This is a genomic window from Kitasatospora sp. MBT63, assembly GCF_000710465.2.
Classification (GTDB): Bacteria; Actinomycetota; Actinomycetes; order Streptomycetales; family Streptomycetaceae; genus Kitasatospora.
On the sequence record NZ_JAIZ01000041.1, the window covers coordinates 12,977 to 28,869 of the forward strand.

A 15,893-nucleotide genomic window follows, 5' to 3' on the forward strand; every position below is an offset into this window, starting at 1 on the left:
GCTCAGAAGCGGCGGCGGTACTCGGCTGGGGTGGTGCCCAGGCGTCGCTGGAAGGAGCGGTGCAGTGTGTCGACGGAGCCGAGGCCGCTGGCGGCGGCGATCTCCGGGAGGCCGAGGTCGGTCTCCTCCAGCAGCCGGCGGGCGGCCTCCAGCCGGGCGGACTCGACGTAGGCGGCCGGGGTGGTGGAGGTGCGTTGGCGGAAGAGGCGGGAGAAGTGGCGCACGCTCAAGTGCAGCCTGGCGGCGAGGGCTTCGGCCGAGAGGTCCTCGGTCAGGTGCTCGGCGATCCACACCCGCAGGTCGTCGATGCGGTCACCGCCGGCGCTCTGGACGGAGAGCGGCACGCTGAACTGGCTCTGCCCGCCGGAGCGTTTGACGTACATGACCATCATCCGGGCGGTGGCCAGCGCGAGCGCGTGGCCGTGGTCCTCGGCGACCATCGCGAGCGCCATGTCCATCCCCGAGGTGACGCCGGCGCAGGTCCACACCGCCCCGGAGCGGATGAAAATCGGATCGGGATCGACCGCGACCTGCGGGTGCTCGGCCGCCAGGCGGGCCGCGGTCAGCCAGTGGGTGGTGGCGGGTCGGCCGTCGAGCAGCCCCGCCGCGGCCAGCAGGTGCGCACCCGCGCAGATCGACCCGACCCGGCCTGCCCGGGGCGCCGCCGTGCGGAGCCAGGCGGTGACTTCCAGGTCGATCACCGGCTCCACTCCGCCGCCGACCAGGTCGATCGCGCCCGCCACGAGCAGGGTGTCCACCCGGCCGTCCACCGCGCCGAGGGTGAGGTCGGCCATCAGACGCACGCCGCTGGAGGTCGCGACCGGTTCGCCGTCGGCGGTCGCGATCTGTACGACGTAGCCGGGCCGGTCGGGTCCGGCGGCACGGGTGGCTACCGAGAACACCTCCGCCGGTCCGGTGACGTCCAGCAGCTCGACGCCGGGGAAGGCGGCAACGACGACTCGGTGGGGCGACTGGCGCATGGCCTGATCATGGGGCCCGGCGCAGGGTGACTGCAATGACGAGGTCATTGCAGATCCGGCCACGCTCCCGGACGCCCACGGAGCCCGGGACCTCGCCACGCGTCTCATCGCCCGGACAGCGAAGTCACCCGGCGGATACGCGGTACGGACGATCCTTGAGCACGCCGTCCGCCGCGACCATTCGAGCCCAGCCGAGTCGAGGCTCCTCGAGGCGGCCTCTGCTGCCTGCCGCTCTCGGCGCAGGCAGCAGAGCGGTCATCAAGAACCGTCCAGGGGCCCGGCGTACGCGCCGCGGTTGCGCACGAAGTCGCTGCGGGCCTCCGTCGAAGTGCAGTGCGGCGATGGTGGAGTCGGGGGTGGCGTCGGTGTGGCCGAAGGTGGTCCCGGTCGTGGACTCTCCCATGGAGAAGGTGGTGAAGTGGGTGCGCCACTCGCCGGTGACCATGCCGGAGTAGAGGCCGTGGTTGTGCTCCGGTTCCCAGGGCGGGTAGGCGGCGAAGTCCGGGACGAGGACGGTGCCGGGGGTCTTGGGCCACATCGTCGCCCAGATGACCTGCTGGTCGAGGGGGTAGTGGCCGTAGTCGAACTGTTCGCGCAGGGTGGTGCGCAGTTTCCAGCCGACGGTCTGGGTGTTGTCGCTGTTGGCGTGGAGGAAGACCTGTTCGCCGACGCCGCTGCCGTCGACGGCGGCGGGAAGGTCCACGGCAGGGGTCTTGGTGTCGGCGCCGGCGGGAAGTCGTTGCCAGAGGTAGCCGGTGAGGCGGATGTTGTTGGCGTCGGTGAACTGGGCCGTCTGGATCATCACGCCGGTGGGGATCTGCTGCATCCCGTCGCGTCCGTCGTCGCGCAGGTAGGAGGTGCCGGCGTCCTGGTCGGTGACCACGGTGCCGGGTGCGCCGGTGAGGGTGTCGTCGGCGGCGACCGCGACCCAGATGAACACGGTGGCGAGCAGGCACAGCGCGCTGACGGTGGCGCTGAACCAGCCCAGGGAGGAGGGTTTGGCGGATCGGTCGCAGCAGTAGCCAGGCCACGAGGGCCAGGCCGACGACGGAGCAGGTCAGTACGACGGCGAGCCGGCCGCCGTGCTGCATCGCCTCGTGCGCGGGTCTGTCGATGCCGGCGGCGGCGACGGCCGCGAGGACGAAGGGGACCGCAGCGAGCGTCGCGGCGGCTACCTGGGACCGTCCCCACGTGGCACGGTTCGGCGGCGGGCTGCTGGGAGAGGTGGACACGGGCGGCTCCGGGCGAGCGAAGGGATCGGCCCGATGCTCATGGGTCGGATCCGTCTCTCCGGGCGGACCGCGAAACACAACTTCGACCACGATCGAATCGCAAGTTCCACCGAACGGGCTACCACAGCACCTGAGATCGACCGCCTTGGCCGGACCTGCTCACCCCGGTTCCCCAGGGCACCGAGCCTCTCCGGCGGTCGTCGGCCGGGCGCGCCGCTCCAGCCGGGCGGCTCTGGTGATCAGATATCGCTGCTCCGGCGTGTTGGTGGTCCGGGCGGCCGCTGAGCGGTAGTAGCTCAGCGCGGACGCTGTCTCTCCCGCCATCTCCAGGAGATGGGCCCGTACGGCATGCGCCCGGTGGAGGTCTTCGGGAAGCCCGCCGTCGGCGTCGAGCCGGTCGAGCAGGGCCAGAGCAGCAGCAGGGCCGTCGACCATCGCCACGGCGACCGCCCGGTTGAGCGTGACCAGCGGGCCGGGTGCCACCTGTTCGAGAAGCCCGTACAGGCCGAGGATCTGCGGCCAGTCGGTCTCGTCGGCGCGCGCGGCCTGGTCGTGGACGGCGGCGATGGCCGCCAGCACCCGGTACTCGCCCGGACGCTCCCGGCCGGAGAACGAGCCGATGAGCAGCGCCGCTCCTTCCGCGATCAGGACGTGGTCCCAGCGGGCGCGGTCCTGCAGGTCGAGCGGGACGAGCTCGCCGTGCGGCCCGGTGCGCGCGGGCCGTCGGGCCTCGGTCAGCAGCATCAGCGCCAGCAGACCGGCCACCTCGCCCTCGGCGGGCAGGCTCCCGTGCAGTTGGCGGGTCAGTCGGACGGCCTCGCCGGACAGATCGGCACGGTGCAGGTCCGGCCCGCCGGAGGCGGTGTAGCCCTCGTTGAACATCAGGTACAGGACGTGCAGCACGTTCCGCAGCCGCCCGGGCCGGTCCGGTGCGCCCGGCACCGGCACCTCGAACACCGTCGAGGACGCCTTCAAGCGCTGCTTGGCCCGGCTGATGCGCTGCGCCATGGTCGCCTCGGGCACCAGGTAGGCGGCCGCGATCTGGGCGGTCGTCAGGCCGCCGACCGCCCGTAGCGTCAGGGCGATCGCAGAGGCCGGGGTGAGCGCCGGATGGCAGCACATGAACAACAGCGCCAAGGAGTCGTCGGCCACCCGGGCCCGGCCTGGCGCCGGTTCCCGCGCCGTGCGTTCCTCGCGCCGCCGCCGCGCCGCGTCGCTGCGCATCCTGTCGGTGTGGCGGCGGGTGGCGGTCTTCAGCAGCCAGCCGTGGGGGTTCTCCGGCACGCCTTGGGCGGGCCAGTGCCGGGCGGCGGCGATCAGTGCCTCTTGGAGGGCGTCCTCGCACGCGTCGAAGTCGCCCGTGCGCCGGGTCAGCACGCCGAGGACCTGCGGCGCCAGCGAGCGCAGCAGGTCCTCGACGACGACGGGCCGGTCGGTCACAGGTCGAACGCGGCGTCGGTCATCACCTGGCGCACCTCGACCGGCTGCTGGGTCGGGAGCCCGCCCGGGCCGGGCACGGCCGAGATCCTGGCGGCGATCTCCAGGGCACGGGCCTCGGAGTCCACGTCGACAACGTTGAACCCGGCCAGCACCTCCTTGGACTCCGGGAACGGACCGTCGGTCACCACCGGGGCCGAGGTGCCGTCCGAGCGGACGATCCGGGCCAGCCGCGGATCGGCCAGCGGGGTGAACTGCACCATCTCCCCGCTCGCGACCAGTTCCTTCGTCAGGGCGGCGTAGTAGTCGAAATGCGCCGCGACATCGCCGGGCGCCCACTCGTCCATCGGCTCCTCGAACGCTCCACCGTCGTGGTTGACCATCAGCAGGAACTTCGGCATCTGCACTCCTTGATCGTCGGCGCGCCCAGTGTGGCGCACTCGCTCCCTCAACGGAGTCGGCACACGGTTCTCTACATCGCCCGGAACACGTCTTCGGGCCGCGGTCAACCATGAGGGGAACAGTGAGCAGGCCTGGCCGTTCTCGTGAAGCCTCATCAGCCTCCGTAGGGCGCGACCAGCCGGATCCGCCTCAAATCGGCAGGCCGCCACCTCATCGGGGGAGCGGAGCGTCCCTGGGGGTCCGGGATTCGTCGGCCCCTCTCCGGGGACACCCCGGGATTCTTCGGCCTCCGCCCGCCGCGCGCGGAGGCCGCCCCGGCCAGCACCATCCCTGGCACCCACCGACCAGACTTCCTGCGGCGGCATCCGCTTTTCAGGCGCCGTCCAGGTGGCGCGGGTCCGGCGTGAGCGCCGACACCGCCCGGGTACAGCACACCGGGGCCCACCTCGACCGGTCCTGACCGCGGCTCAGTCCACAGCCGGGCTGCGGCGTTCGACGAGGACGACGTCGCGCCACCGGCCCAGGTGCCGGCCGAGCCGCTCGCGGGTGCCGACCACGCGGAAGCCGGCCCGGGCATGCAGGGCCAGGCTGGCCGTGTTCTCCGGGAACACCCCGGACTGCACGGTCCAGATCCCGGCGGCGTCGGTGGAGGCCAGCAGGGCCTGCAGCAGGGCGAGCCCCACGCCCCGCCCCCGGGCGTCGGTCCGGACGTAGACGGAGTGCTCGACCACGCCCGCGTACGCGCACCGGTCGGAGACCGGGACCACCGCGGCCCACCCCAGCACCCGGCCGCCGCCGAGGGCGACCAGGCGGTGAGCGGGGAGCCGGGCGGCGTCGAACGCCTCCCAGGTGGGTGCGGTGCTCTCGAAGGTGGCGTCGCCGCCGTCGATCCCGGCCTGGTAGATCGCCAGTACCTGCTCGGCGTGCTCGGGGAGCATCGCGGCCACGGTCACGCCGGTGGCGCTCACCCGGCCGCCCGGACGCCGAGCTCGTCCAGCAGGCCGCGGATGCGCTGCTCGATCCGGTCACGGATCGGCCGGACGGCGTCCACGCCCTGGCCGGCCGGGTCGTCCAGCTGCCAGTCCAGGTAGCGCTTGCCGGGGAAGTACGGGCAGGCGTCGCCGCAGCCCATGGTGATCACCACGTCGGAGGCCTGCACCGCCTCGACGGTGAGTACCTTCGGCACCTCGGCCGAGACGTCGATGCCGACCTCGCGCATCGCCTCGACCACGGCCGGGTTGACCGTGGCGGCGGGGGCGGAGCCGGCCGAGCGGACCTCGACCCGGTCCTGGCCGAGGTGGGTGAGGAAGGCGGCGGCCATCTGGGACCGGCCGGCGTTGTGGACGCAGACGAACAGGACGGACGGGACGGCGGGGACGGGCAGGTCGGCGGGAGTGCTCACGGCGGGATGCTTTCTCGGTCGGGACGGCGGATGACGGCGGTCGGCGGATGGCGGCAGTTGTGGGAGGGCCGGTCAGCGGCCCGCGGCGGCGGCCCGGTGCTCGCTGTGCGGAACGACGACGTCCTCCGCGGCGGGCGTGGGACGGCCGAACAGCACGGCGACCAGGACGAGGCCGACGGCCAGACCGGCCAGTTGGGCGGCGAGGAACGGCAGGACCGAGGCGGGGGCGATGCCGGCGAAGCTGTCGGTGAAGGCCCGGCCGATCGTGACGGCCGGGTTGGCGAAACTGGTCGAGGACGTGAACCAGTACGCCGCGCCGATGTAGGAGGCCACCGCGACCGGCGCGAAGTGCGCCCGCCCGGTCCGGGCCAGGCCGAGGATCAGCAGGACCAGGCCGGCGGTCGCCACGACCTCGCCCAGCCACAGGTGCGGGGCCGACCGGTCATGGGCCGACCATTGAACGAGTGGCCGGGCGAACATCGCGTTCGCCAGCACGGCGCCGCCGATCGCCCCCGCGACCTGCGCCGGCAGGTAGGCGGCGGCCTCGCGCAGGGTCGGACCGTCGCCGTCGCGGCGCCCGGTCCACCATGCCGCCAGCGTCACGACCGGGTTGAAGTGGGCGCCGGAGACCGGGCCGAGCAGGACGATCAGCACGCCCAGGCCGAACACGGTCGCCAGTGAGTTGGCGAGCAGCTGCACGCCGACGTCCTTCGACAGCTCGGTGGCCTGGATACCGGAGCCGACCACGATCGCGACCAGCGCTCCGGTGCCGACGAACTCGACGGCCGTCCGCCGGCCCAGTGGCGCCATCGGTCTCATCCGGCACCCCCCACGGCCGCGGGGGCCTCGGCGGTGGTGCCGGTCGGGGCCTGGAGCAGGGCGGACAGCTTGGCCAGAGCGGCAGGCAGGACCCAGTAGTAGACCCAGGTCCCGCGGCGCTCGGAGCCGACCAGGCCGGCCTCGCGCAGCACCTTGAGGTGGTGGGAGATGGTCGGCTGGGAGACGTCGAAGGGGCCGGTCAGGTCGCAGACGCACGCCTCGCCGCCCTCGTGGGAGGCGATCAGCGACAGCAGTCGCAGCCGGACCGGGTCGGACAGGGCCTTGAACATCCGCGCCAGGTCGGCGGCCGCCACCTCCCCCAGCGGCTCGCGGACCATCGGCGAGCAGCACACCACCGCGTCGTCCTGCCCGAGGACGACCAGCTCAGATTTCGACATGCATCTATGTTGACAGTCATCTAAGTGGAGAGCAAGCTCGCTGTATCGACAGATGTCGAAACAGAACCTCGGACCGAGGAGAACGCCATGTCCCGTGTTCAGCTCGCCCTGCGCGTCGCCGACCTCGAAGGCTCCATCGCCTTCTACGCCAAGCTGTTCGACACCGAGCCGGCCAAACTTCGCCCCGGCTACGCGAACTTCGCCATCACCGAACCCCCGCTCAAGCTCGTGCTCATCGAGGGCGAGCCCGACCAGCCCACCCGCCTCGACCACCTCGGCGTCGAGGTCGAGAACGCCGGACAGGTCTCCGCCGCCGCCGTCCGCCTCCAGGACGCGGGCCTGGCCACCTCCCAGGAGAACGACACCTCCTGCTGCTACGCGCTGCAGGACAAGGTCTGGGTGACCGGCCCCGGCCAGGAGCCCTGGGAGGTCTACGTCGTCAAGGCCGACGCCGACACCCTGCGCAGGACCCCTGCCGCACCGGCCACTTGCTGCACCCCCGACGAGCAGGCGGTCGAACCCGCGCGGAAGGCTGCCACCGGCTGCGCCTGCGCCTGCTGACAGTACGGTCGTCCCCCGTTTCGGGGCGGCAGGTCCTTGACCGGGCGGGGCGTACGGCATCACGGCCGTGCCGACGAGGCGGACGGCCGCGCCGCTGAGGTCGGGTGACGGCTTACCTTCGAGCCGGCCCGAGCAGGTCAGTCCTCGTGCGGCGGGCCGGCTGCGAGGAGTTCGCGCCTCACGTTGTCGTAGTCGGCCCGGGCCTGCGGGTCGCCGCGGTGGTAGTCGGTCCAGAAGCCGGGGCGCTGCCAGCGGGCATCGGTGAGGCGGGTGCGGCCACCGGCGATGGTCAGGGTCCAGCCGGGCGGTATCCGGGTGTCCACCGTCTCGAAGGAGACGGGGTCCCATTCCAGTCCGGGGTCCGGCGAGTCGGGGCCGAGCACACGGATGTAGCACTGGTCGTCGTCGGTGACCATCTCCAGAACCGGGTAGACGCCACCCACCCGGATCCCGTCGAACTCCGCGACGGGGAAGTCGCCGTCGGGATGGACGATCTCCAAGCATCTGACTCTCATGCGTGGAAGTATCGCCCGGCCCGGTCGACAGGCACCGTCGGCCCGGGCCGAACCAGCCGGCACGGGACAGCTGTGCCGGTACCGCCGGTAGGCGAGCCCGGAGGCCGTTGGCCCACCGACGGGACCCCCACTGTGCGCTCCCGCTCGACCGCTCGGGTCCGGGCCGAGCAGCTCCGGCGGCGACAGCCCGCACACGGCGCGGCCGGTCACCCGGACGGCGGTGCGCGGATTGACGGCCCCACCGACCGGACGGAGGCTGGCAGGCGGCGAAGTCCACCGGACGGTGGGCCGGATCGAAGCCGCGGCGGGACCACCCCGCGCCGGGTACCGGAACCGACCGGACCGCAGCGGGGGCACGAGCCGGGGCGGTCGGCCCCAGCCGTCGCGGACCGAGAGGAAGCGGCGTCGGCGATGTCGGACAAGCAGGCCAGGCGGATCGCGAAGTTCATCGAGCCGCTGCGGGTGGAGCCGGGCTCAGTGGTGGATCTCGCCCGTGACTTCGACCCCCGCTACAAGGCCGGGATCAAGAAGCGGGACGGAGCCGGGCTGCTGCGCACCGGGGTCGGCCTGCTCGCCGAGTACCAGGCGAGGCTGGCAGCCCAGGACACCTTCGGCGTGCTGCTCTGCCTCCAGGCGATCGACGCGGGCGGGAAGGACGGGACGATCCGCCATGTGATGAGCGGGGTCAACCCGCAGGGCGTGCACGTCAGCAGCTTCAAGGTGCCGTCCGCGGAGGAGCTCGACCACGACTACCTGTGGCGCTACGCGTCGCGCCTGCCGGCCCGCGGGGACATCGCGATCTTCAACCGGTCGCACTACGAGGAGGTCCTCGTGGTGCGGGTGCATCCCGAGAACCTCGACCGCCAGCGGCTGCCCGCGGAGGCGAAGGGGCACGACGTCTGGGCGCGCCGCTACCGGGAGATCAACGACTGGGAACGCTATCTCTGCGACAACGGGTTCAGGGTCGTGAAGGTCTTCCTCAACCTCTCCGAGGAGGAGCAGCGCACCCGTTTCCTGAAGCGGATCGACCTGCCGGAGAAGAACTGGAAGTTCTCGGCGGCCGACCTCCGCGAGCGCGAGCGGTGGGACGACTACCAGCACGCCTTCTCCGAGATGCTCTCGGCCACGAGCACCCCGTGGGCGCCGTGGTACGTGGTGCCGGCCGATCGCAAGTGGTTCGCGCGGATCTGCGCCGCCGCGGTGCTCGCCCACACACTGATGGAGATCGACCCCCGGTACCCGACCGTCGGGAAGAAGGCCCGCAAGGAACTGCGTGCCGCCAAGCGGCTGCTGGAGCAGGAGGCCCCCGAGGGCGCCGCCCGCGACCCGTACGCGGCCGGGCACCGTGGTTGACCGCTGCGGGGGCGGACCCGCCGGGAGGAACGGACTGTCGGAGGTGCGGAGATCACGGCGCAGGCCGATCCGTCGGGTGCGGGCCGGGTGCGGCCCTGGTACGCGACGCCGCCCGAGGAGGTCGCAGCCAGGCTGGCAGCACCATCCGGGAGGCGCTGGACCTGCTGCGCGGCGAGGTGACCCACGAGGTCCGCGCGCCGGGCTCGGACCGGCCCGCCACCTGCACCAAGGGGACGCGGCGAAAGAACACCAGGCCGAGACGCTCTGGCAGAGGCTCGCCGGCCGCCCGTCGGACGTCGCGGCTACGTCCTGGGGCGTCTCAGGGCGTCGGCGATTCGTCGCCAGATGGACGCAGGTCGGCCGAAGGAGCACAGGAGCCGGGCGAGGCGTGGATCGTGGGCGATGGTCTCGCGCTCGATCTCGGCGAGGATCTGCTGATCGCGCGTTGAGAGAGTCATCCGGGGACACCTCCTGGCGTCCGGACGGTGCCGTGCTCCACCGCAGGTTCGGCTTGCGGCGGGCGGGACACGGAACGCCCTGGTACCCCTTACGGTACGCCTCCGCCGGGGCGAAGGGACGGCCGCAGGCACGGCACGGGATCAACCGGGCGTCCCTTCGGCCGGCCGGGGAACGTCGCCAGGACGGACCGCATCCTGCTTCCGGCCCCTCGCCCGCACGCGCCGCCACCTTGGCGGGCAGGACCGCAACGGCACCGGCAACCGCCTGTCGACCTCGTGGCCGCCAGGGCCACCGGCGGCCCGGCCCGGTCCGACGCGGAAGCCGGCCCGGGACCGGACGGGACCACAGGACGAGACGGACCTCAGATCCCGGTGGTGGCCTTGGCGCGGCCCTCCTTCACGGCGGTCTGCAGGGCCGCGAAGTCGTCCTCGTTCTGGTCGGCGTAGGTTTCGGCGAAGTCCGCGATGGCTTCGTCGAACCGGTCGGAGCCGCCGAGGTAGGCGGCCAGCGCGACCCGGTCACCGGAGCGGGCGTGCGCTCGGGCCAGGGTCCAGCCGCACAGCCGTCCGTACAGCGCCATGCCCGATGGGATCATCGTCTCGATCGGTGCGGAGAACTTCCAGTCCCGCAACTGGCGTACGTAGAAGTCGCGGTCCACCCCGTCCGCGCCGGTGACACGGGTCCAGCCGAGGAAGATGTCGCTCTGGGCCTGCATGAGATGCTGCCCGGCGACGACGCGCTCGCCCTGGTTGCTGTACTGGCTGCGCTTGGCGTACTCCACCAGGACGGAGGGCTGGGCCTCCTTGGCTTGCAGGAACAGCGGTTCGACGCCGTCCCCGGCGGCCAACAGCGCGATCCAGGCGCGGGTGCCGACGCTGCCGACCCCGACGACCTTGCGGGCCATCTGGATCAGCGTGAACTGATCGAGCAGGTATCGCCGGTCGGACTGCAGGGTGCGCCGGTACTTGCCCAGCACGGTGCGGATCAGCTCGTAGATCGCGTCGGCCTGGACACCGCTGAAGACCTCTTCGACGGGGACGATCGCCGGGGGGTCGCTCACGATCTGGCGCCGCCCGTCGACCACGGTGGTGAGCTTGCCCAGGGCCTGCGTGCTGTCGCGGGTGCGGGCCTTGGCCAGTAGTTCCTCGGCCGCCTCGTACCGCTTCGCCTTCATCTTGGACCTGAACTGCCTCATGGCCTCTTCGATGTCGACGTGCGCGTACCAGACTTCCAGGAACGGCTGCTTCGCGAAGCGGCGCATCGCCTTGCGATAGCCCTTGGCCGCCGCCAGGACGATCCTGCGGCGGGCCTTGTCGGAGAAGTCGTTGTCGCGCCCCGCGACCGCCAGGCTCGCGGCCAGCCGCTTGACGTCCCACTCGAACGGCCCGGGCAGAGTCTCGTCGAAGTCGTTGACGTCGAAGACCAGTCGCCGCTCCGGCGAGGCGAACGCGCCGAAATTGGACAGATGCGCGTCTCCGCACAGCTGGACCTGCAGACCCGAGGTGGGCGTGGCCGCGAGGTCCGCCGCCATCGGCAGTGCGGCCCCCCGGTAGTACGTGAACGGCGATACCAGCATGCGCCCGTGCCGTACCGGCACCAGTTCCGGCACCCGCGATGCCGCCTGCCCCAGCAGCAGCCCGACCGGATCCCGTGATCTGCCCGGCTGGAACTCCCCGTGCGCCTCCAGAGGCGCCGCCCGGCGGGCGTCCTTCCCCAGTGCCACCCGATCCGCCCGGCTCAACGGCTGCGCCGCCGCGGGCGCCGCGGCTCGGGTGGATGCCGCCGCATCAGTTTTCCCGCCCGCCACGCCCTTTTTCTTACCCGTCATGGCCACTCCCGTCGGGCCGCAGCCGTGTGTGCTGCCGGCCAACAAAGCACCGCAGATGGTCATAGGTACACCTGTTCCAGGCAGTCACTACCGCACCGGGGCGAAAACCCCTCGAAGGGGTGAGTTGTCGCCGCGGTCACCGGCAGCCACGCGATCCGCTCCGCACGGTCCGTCCGCGGGGGAGCGGAGCGGTATCGCTCCGTCGCGCTTGGGACGGGGAGATCCGGCGGGGCGTGAGCCGCCGGCCCGGTTCGGAGGTGCGCTAGGACGGCGGAGCCGCTCTCGTGCGGCGCGTCACTGCTTCGGCGTCGGAGCCGGCGAGGCCAGAATGCGGTATGGCATCAGGCCCGAACCCGGTCGCTCCGCCCCCGCCGACGCCGGTTCGCGCCGGCGAGCGGGGTGAGCAGTGGTGGCCGGTGGCACTGGCGATCCTGGCCGCCGCGCTCCTCCACGTCGGGTTGCCCGCCAAGTACCGGGTGAACCCCGCCTGGGTGGTCCCGGTCGTCCTGACCTTGCTGATGGGCGCGCTGATCATCGGAGACCCGGGCCGCATCGACCGCCAGAAGCCGTGGCTACGGGTCACGACCCGTCTCGTCATCGCCTTCCTGACGGTGGCGAACCTGTTTGCCGCCGGCCGCCTGATCGCTGACATCTTGACCAACAACAAGCTGTTCGCCAACAACGCCACCGGGCTCCTGGCCACCGGCGGAGTGATCTGGGCGACGAACGTGATCACCTTCGGGCTGTGGTACTGGGATCTGGACCGCGGTGGTGCCGCTGCCCGCGCGCACCAGCCGTACGCGAATCCGGCACTGGTGTTCCCCGAGATGCAGCACCGGGACTACGCGCCGCCCGCCTGGGTGCCGATCTTCGCCGACTACCTGGTGCTGGCCTTCTGGACCGCCACCGCGTTCAGCCCCACCGACATCTCCGCGATCAAGCGGTGGCCCAAGCTGCTGATGATGACGGAATCGGTGGCGTCCCTCGGAATCGGCGGGCTGGTGATCGCTCGCGCGATCAACATTCTGCAGTAGGAGCCCGCGGCCTTCGCGGTGGTGCGGGTGGCGGAAGCCCGTAGCTGCTGCCCTCCGTCGGGGCGAGTTCGCGCGTGTCGCCCCGCGCGCGGCGGACACGGCGCCTTCCACGTGGGAGTGACTGGGCCGTCCGTGTTTCCCCGGATGACGGGCCTCGCCCGGCTCGACCTCTTCCCGGGCCGGGCGGTCGGGTCACGAACGACGTGGGACTCCCGCTCGGCCGCCACCCGTGTGACCACTCCCGGTGGCCCTCCCGGCGCGTCGAGCTTTTCCTGGAGAAGGCGAGCCGATCGCCGACCACGTCGTTCAGGACAACCGACCCAGGGAGCCTGCGATGCCCGCCGATACGTCAGAGCCGGATCCAGAGCGATCGGGGGACGCGCGGCCGCAGGACGGGCCGCCGAAGGGCGGCCAGCCGGGTGCCGCCGGCTCGCCGAAGCCGGCCGAGCTCTCGCCAGGCGAGCGCAGTGAGCTGGACGAGCTGCGGCACCGGCTCACCGCCCTCGAGGCGTCCACACCACCGCCCAGGGCACGCCACCACCGCCTCCGCACGTCCGGCTCGGTCGTCCTGATCGTCATCTCCTCCCTGCTGGCCCTGCTCGCGGTCATCGCGGTCTGGACCAACTCGATCATCGGCGACACCAACCGGTACGTCGCCACGGTCGGGCCGCTGGCCAGCAACCCCGATGTCCAGGCCGCGATCACCAGCCGGGTCACGTCGGAGGTGCTGGCCCAGATCGATGTGAAGGCGGTGGTGGACCAGATCTCCCAGGCCGCCGTCGAACAGGGCGTGCCGCCCGAACTCGGCAAGCTGATCGGCGGCCTCAGCGGGCCGATCACCAGCGGCCTCACCCAGCTGGTCAGCAACACCGTGAGCAAGGTGGTGACCAGTGACCAGTTCGCGACCCTGTGGGTCGACGCCAACCGGGCGGTGCACTCCACGCTCGACAAGGCGCTGACGGGCAAGGGCGGCGGCGCGGTGTCGCTGGAGAACAACCAGGTCGCCATCGACATCGGCCCGTTCGTGGCCAAGGTCAAGGACCAGCTGGTGAGTTCCGGCTTCGGACCCGCCGCGAAGATCCCGGAGGTGCACACCAGCTTCGTGGTCTACCAGTCGAACGACATCGGGAAGTTCAAGACGTACTTCCGGCTCCTGGAGATCATGGGCACCTGGCTCCCGGTCATCGCCGTGCTGGTCGCCGCCGCCGGTGTGTTCACCGCGGTGAACCGGCGGCGCGGCCTGATCGGCGCAGCGCTCGGGGTGGCCGTCGCCATGCTCCTGCTGGGCGTCGTACTGACGGTGTTCCGGTCCATCTACCTCGACCACCTGCCGCCCGGAGCGTCCCAGGCCGCCGCCGGCGCGATCTACGACGCCCTGATCCGCTTCCTGCGTGCGAGCATCCGCGCCGTCGGTGTGACCGCACTGGTGACGGCCGTCGGCGCCTTCCTCATCGGCCCGTCCAGGGTCGCCGTCACGATCCGCAACGGCTGCAGCTCGGCGATCGGTGCACTGCGTCAGGTGTCGACGGCACACGGCATGCGCCTCGGGCCGGTCGGCCGCTTCGTGCACCGGTACAAGCGTTGGATTGGGGCGGCGGTCCTCGCCGTGGCCGCCATCGTCCTCGCGACGTGGAGCTACCCGACGGCGGCCGTGGTGGTGTGGATCGTCGTCGTGGTACTGGCCGGGTTCGCCATCCGCGAGTTCCTCGACACGCCACCGGAGGACTCCGCTTCACGACCGTCGGCACCCACCGCCGGGAGCGCCCCACCCATCGGCGGTTGAAGCCCTTGACCTGGGACGCGCCGCGCCACCTCGGCGGCGGGCCGCACCCCGCTGCGGACACCCTCAGCCCTCACCGTCGTGCTGCTCGTGCTGCCTTCGAGGGGCAGCTCCGTCCTCGGCACCGTGGCCGCCAGGACCGTCGACCCGGTCGGGCGGTCCGGGCTGCCCGCAGGCGTGCTCATCCTCACGCGGATCGCCGCGCTCGCCACCAGCGACGCACCAGCGGTGTCCGACCTCGCCCGCATGACCCGCATGACCCGCATGCCGACGGCACCCCCGGCTCGCGCGCAGGGGAGTGAGGGAGCGTCAGGACAGTGCGTACGGCCCGGGAACTCGGGTGCGGACCCCCGGGGGGTAGCCCCACCGGGGGCCGGGGGACAGCGGGATCGCCCCGGACGGCGCACCTCGGAGAGGCTGGCACGGCGGACACCGATGGTCCACCGACGATCCCCGAGGAGCCGACCCGTGAGTCAGCAGGCATCGCAGACCGACCGCCCGTCCGGACGGCAGCGCCGCGGCCGGCGCCGTACCGTACCCGTCGCGGCCGCCCTCGCCGTGGGCGTCCTGGCGCTCGGCGCGCTGGTGGCGCCCGCGGCCTCGGCCGCGCCCGGGCCGGACACCCTCCAGCGGAGCCTGGACGCACTGGTGCACACCGATGGTGTCCCCGCCGCGCTGGCGAGCGTCACCGACCGTTCCGGCCGCACCCGCACCTACACCGCGGGCGTCGGCGACGTGGTCACCGGCTCGCCGGTACCGGCCGACGGCCAGGTGCGGATCGGCAGCAACACCAAGACCTTCACCGCGGTGGTCGTCCTCCAACTGGCCGCCGAACACCGGCTCCGCCTCGACGCCCCGGTCGACCGCTACCTGCCGGGCCTGCTGCGCGGCGACGGGATCGACGGCCGCTGCATCACCGTCCGCCAACTCCTCCAGCACACCAGCGGACTCCCCAACTACACCGACTACCTCGACGACGACATCCGGCCCTACCAGCCCCGCGAACTCGTCGACCTCGCCCTGCGCCACAAGGCAGAGTTCGCCCCCGGGACCTCATGGGCGTACAGCAACACCAACTACATCCTCGCCGGAATGATCATCGAGAAGGTCACCGGACGCACCGTCGCCGAACAGATCGACCGGCGCATCATCCAACCCCTCGGACTGCGCCACACCTCCTTCCCCGCCCCCGGCGACGCGACCATCCGGGAGGCCCACCCCCACGGCTACTACCAGGAGTCCGCGGGCGGACCGCTGCACGACATCACGGAGATGGACCCCTCCTGGGCCTGGGCGGCCGGCCAGATGATCTCCACCAACTCCGACCTCAACCGCTTCTTCACCGCCCTCCTGCGCGGCGACCTCCTCCCGCCCGCCCAACTCGCCCAGATGCGCACCACCGTCCCCGCCGAGAGCACCTTCGGCCCCGGCGCCCGCTACGGACTGGGCCTGGCGAGCATCCCGTTGTCCTGCGGCGGCGTCTACTGGGGCCACGGCGGCAGCATCCCCGGCTACGAGACCCGCGGCGGCGTCACCGAGACCGGCCGCGCCGCCAACGTCGCGGTGACCGTCCAACCCACCGACGAGGCAGGCCTGAAGCACCTCACGGCGGTGGTGGACCGGGCCCTGTGCCCGTGACCCGCACCCACCGGAGGGATGCTGTTGGTGATCTTCACTGGTGAGAGTGAGGTTG

General features: G+C 72.1%; 16 protein-coding genes. 5 read left to right on the top strand and 11 right to left on the bottom strand.

Annotation, left to right across the window (positions count from 1 at the left end):
• Nucleotides 1–2 precede the first annotated feature (2 nt).
• The 8 genes from AA75_RS02665 to AA75_RS02700 form a co-directional block, all read right to left on the bottom strand.
• On the bottom strand, nucleotides 3–980 hold the full coding sequence (locus tag AA75_RS02665) for a GlxA family transcriptional regulator (RefSeq protein WP_033818055.1): 978 nt from the start codon (nucleotides 978–980) through the stop codon (nucleotides 3–5).
• Nucleotides 981–1,104: 124 nt separating this feature from the next.
• Complete coding sequence (locus AA75_RS02670; protein WP_033818056.1) at nucleotides 1,105–1,920, bottom strand: hypothetical protein; 816 nt, start codon at nucleotides 1,918–1,920, stop codon at nucleotides 1,105–1,107.
• 451 nt (nucleotides 1,921–2,371) lie between these two features.
• A complete protein-coding gene (locus tag AA75_RS02675) occupies nucleotides 2,372–3,652 on the bottom strand; it encodes an RNA polymerase sigma factor (protein ID WP_051811676.1) in 1,281 nt (426 codons plus the stop codon).
• On the bottom strand, nucleotides 3,649–4,050 hold the full coding sequence (locus AA75_RS02680; RefSeq protein ID WP_033818057.1) for a YciI family protein: 402 nt from the start codon (nucleotides 4,048–4,050) through the stop codon (nucleotides 3,649–3,651). The genes AA75_RS02675 and AA75_RS02680 overlap by 4 nt, the downstream gene beginning before the upstream one ends.
• A 468-nt stretch (nucleotides 4,051–4,518) precedes the next feature.
• The gene (locus AA75_RS02685) at nucleotides 4,519–4,989 is read right to left on the bottom strand and encodes a GNAT family N-acetyltransferase (RefSeq protein WP_051811682.1); all 471 of its coding nucleotides are present in this window, start codon (nucleotides 4,987–4,989) and stop codon (nucleotides 4,519–4,521) included.
• A gap of 26 nt (nucleotides 4,990–5,015) precedes the next feature.
• Entirely contained in the window at nucleotides 5,016–5,435 is a 420-nt protein-coding gene (locus tag AA75_RS02690) for an arsenate reductase ArsC (protein WP_033818071.1), read from the bottom strand.
• A gap of 90 nt (nucleotides 5,436–5,525) precedes the next feature.
• Nucleotides 5,526–6,263: an MIP/aquaporin family protein gene (locus AA75_RS02695; protein WP_233288891.1), complete on the bottom strand. Its 738-nt coding sequence runs from the start codon at nucleotides 6,261–6,263 to the stop codon at nucleotides 5,526–5,528.
• Nucleotides 6,264–6,268: 5 nt separating this feature from the next.
• Nucleotides 6,269–6,670, bottom strand: a complete 402-nt coding sequence (locus AA75_RS02700) for a helix-turn-helix transcriptional regulator (protein ID WP_033818060.1) — start codon at nucleotides 6,668–6,670, stop codon at nucleotides 6,269–6,271.
• A gap of 87 nt (nucleotides 6,671–6,757) precedes the next feature.
• On the opposite strand from AA75_RS02700, the gene AA75_RS02705 reads away from it, so the two are divergent.
• Nucleotides 6,758–7,231 carry an ArsI/CadI family heavy metal resistance metalloenzyme gene (locus AA75_RS02705; RefSeq protein ID WP_033818061.1) on the top strand — a complete coding sequence of 158 codons (474 nt, stop codon included), beginning with the start codon at nucleotides 6,758–6,760 and terminating at the stop codon, nucleotides 7,229–7,231.
• Between the two features lie 137 nt (nucleotides 7,232–7,368).
• Here AA75_RS02705 and AA75_RS02710 read toward each other — a convergent pair whose 3' ends face one another.
• Nucleotides 7,369–7,746: a hypothetical protein gene (locus AA75_RS02710; protein WP_149037903.1), complete on the bottom strand. Its 378-nt coding sequence runs from the start codon at nucleotides 7,744–7,746 to the stop codon at nucleotides 7,369–7,371.
• A gap of 411 nt (nucleotides 7,747–8,157) precedes the next feature.
• Here AA75_RS02710 and AA75_RS02715 point away from each other — a divergent pair, with 411 nt between their 5' ends.
• Nucleotides 8,158–9,099: a polyphosphate kinase 2 family protein gene (locus tag AA75_RS02715; protein ID WP_033818063.1), complete on the top strand. Its 942-nt coding sequence runs from the start codon at nucleotides 8,158–8,160 to the stop codon at nucleotides 9,097–9,099.
• 302 nt (nucleotides 9,100–9,401) lie between these two features.
• On the opposite strand, the gene AA75_RS45100 is transcribed toward AA75_RS02715, so the two are convergent.
• Together AA75_RS45100 and AA75_RS02720 are read right to left on the bottom strand one after the other, a co-directional pair.
• Complete coding sequence (locus tag AA75_RS45100) at nucleotides 9,402–9,557, bottom strand: DUF3040 domain-containing protein (RefSeq protein ID WP_082526197.1); 156 nt, start codon at nucleotides 9,555–9,557, stop codon at nucleotides 9,402–9,404.
• Between the two features lie 362 nt (nucleotides 9,558–9,919).
• Complete coding sequence (locus tag AA75_RS02720) at nucleotides 9,920–11,449, bottom strand: DUF2252 domain-containing protein (protein ID WP_233288892.1); 1,530 nt, start codon at nucleotides 11,447–11,449, stop codon at nucleotides 9,920–9,922.
• A 353-nt stretch (nucleotides 11,450–11,802) separates the two neighbouring features.
• Here AA75_RS02720 and AA75_RS02725 point away from each other — a divergent pair, with 353 nt between their 5' ends.
• The 3 genes from AA75_RS02725 to AA75_RS02735 all read left to right on the top strand — a co-directional run bounded on the left by AA75_RS02725 (nucleotide 11,803) and on the right by AA75_RS02735 (nucleotide 15,838).
• Nucleotides 11,803–12,420 (top strand): hypothetical protein, encoded by a 618-nt coding sequence (locus AA75_RS02725; RefSeq protein ID WP_051811679.1) that lies wholly within the window; start codon nucleotides 11,803–11,805, stop codon nucleotides 12,418–12,420.
• Between the two features lie 334 nt (nucleotides 12,421–12,754).
• Complete coding sequence (locus AA75_RS02730; RefSeq protein WP_233288893.1) at nucleotides 12,755–14,203, top strand: hypothetical protein; 1,449 nt, start codon at nucleotides 12,755–12,757, stop codon at nucleotides 14,201–14,203.
• A 465-nt stretch (nucleotides 14,204–14,668) separates the two neighbouring features.
• On the top strand, nucleotides 14,669–15,838 hold the full coding sequence (locus AA75_RS02735; protein ID WP_233288894.1) for a serine hydrolase: 1,170 nt from the start codon (nucleotides 14,669–14,671) through the stop codon (nucleotides 15,836–15,838).
• The last annotated feature ends 55 nt before the right edge of the window (nucleotides 15,839–15,893 follow it).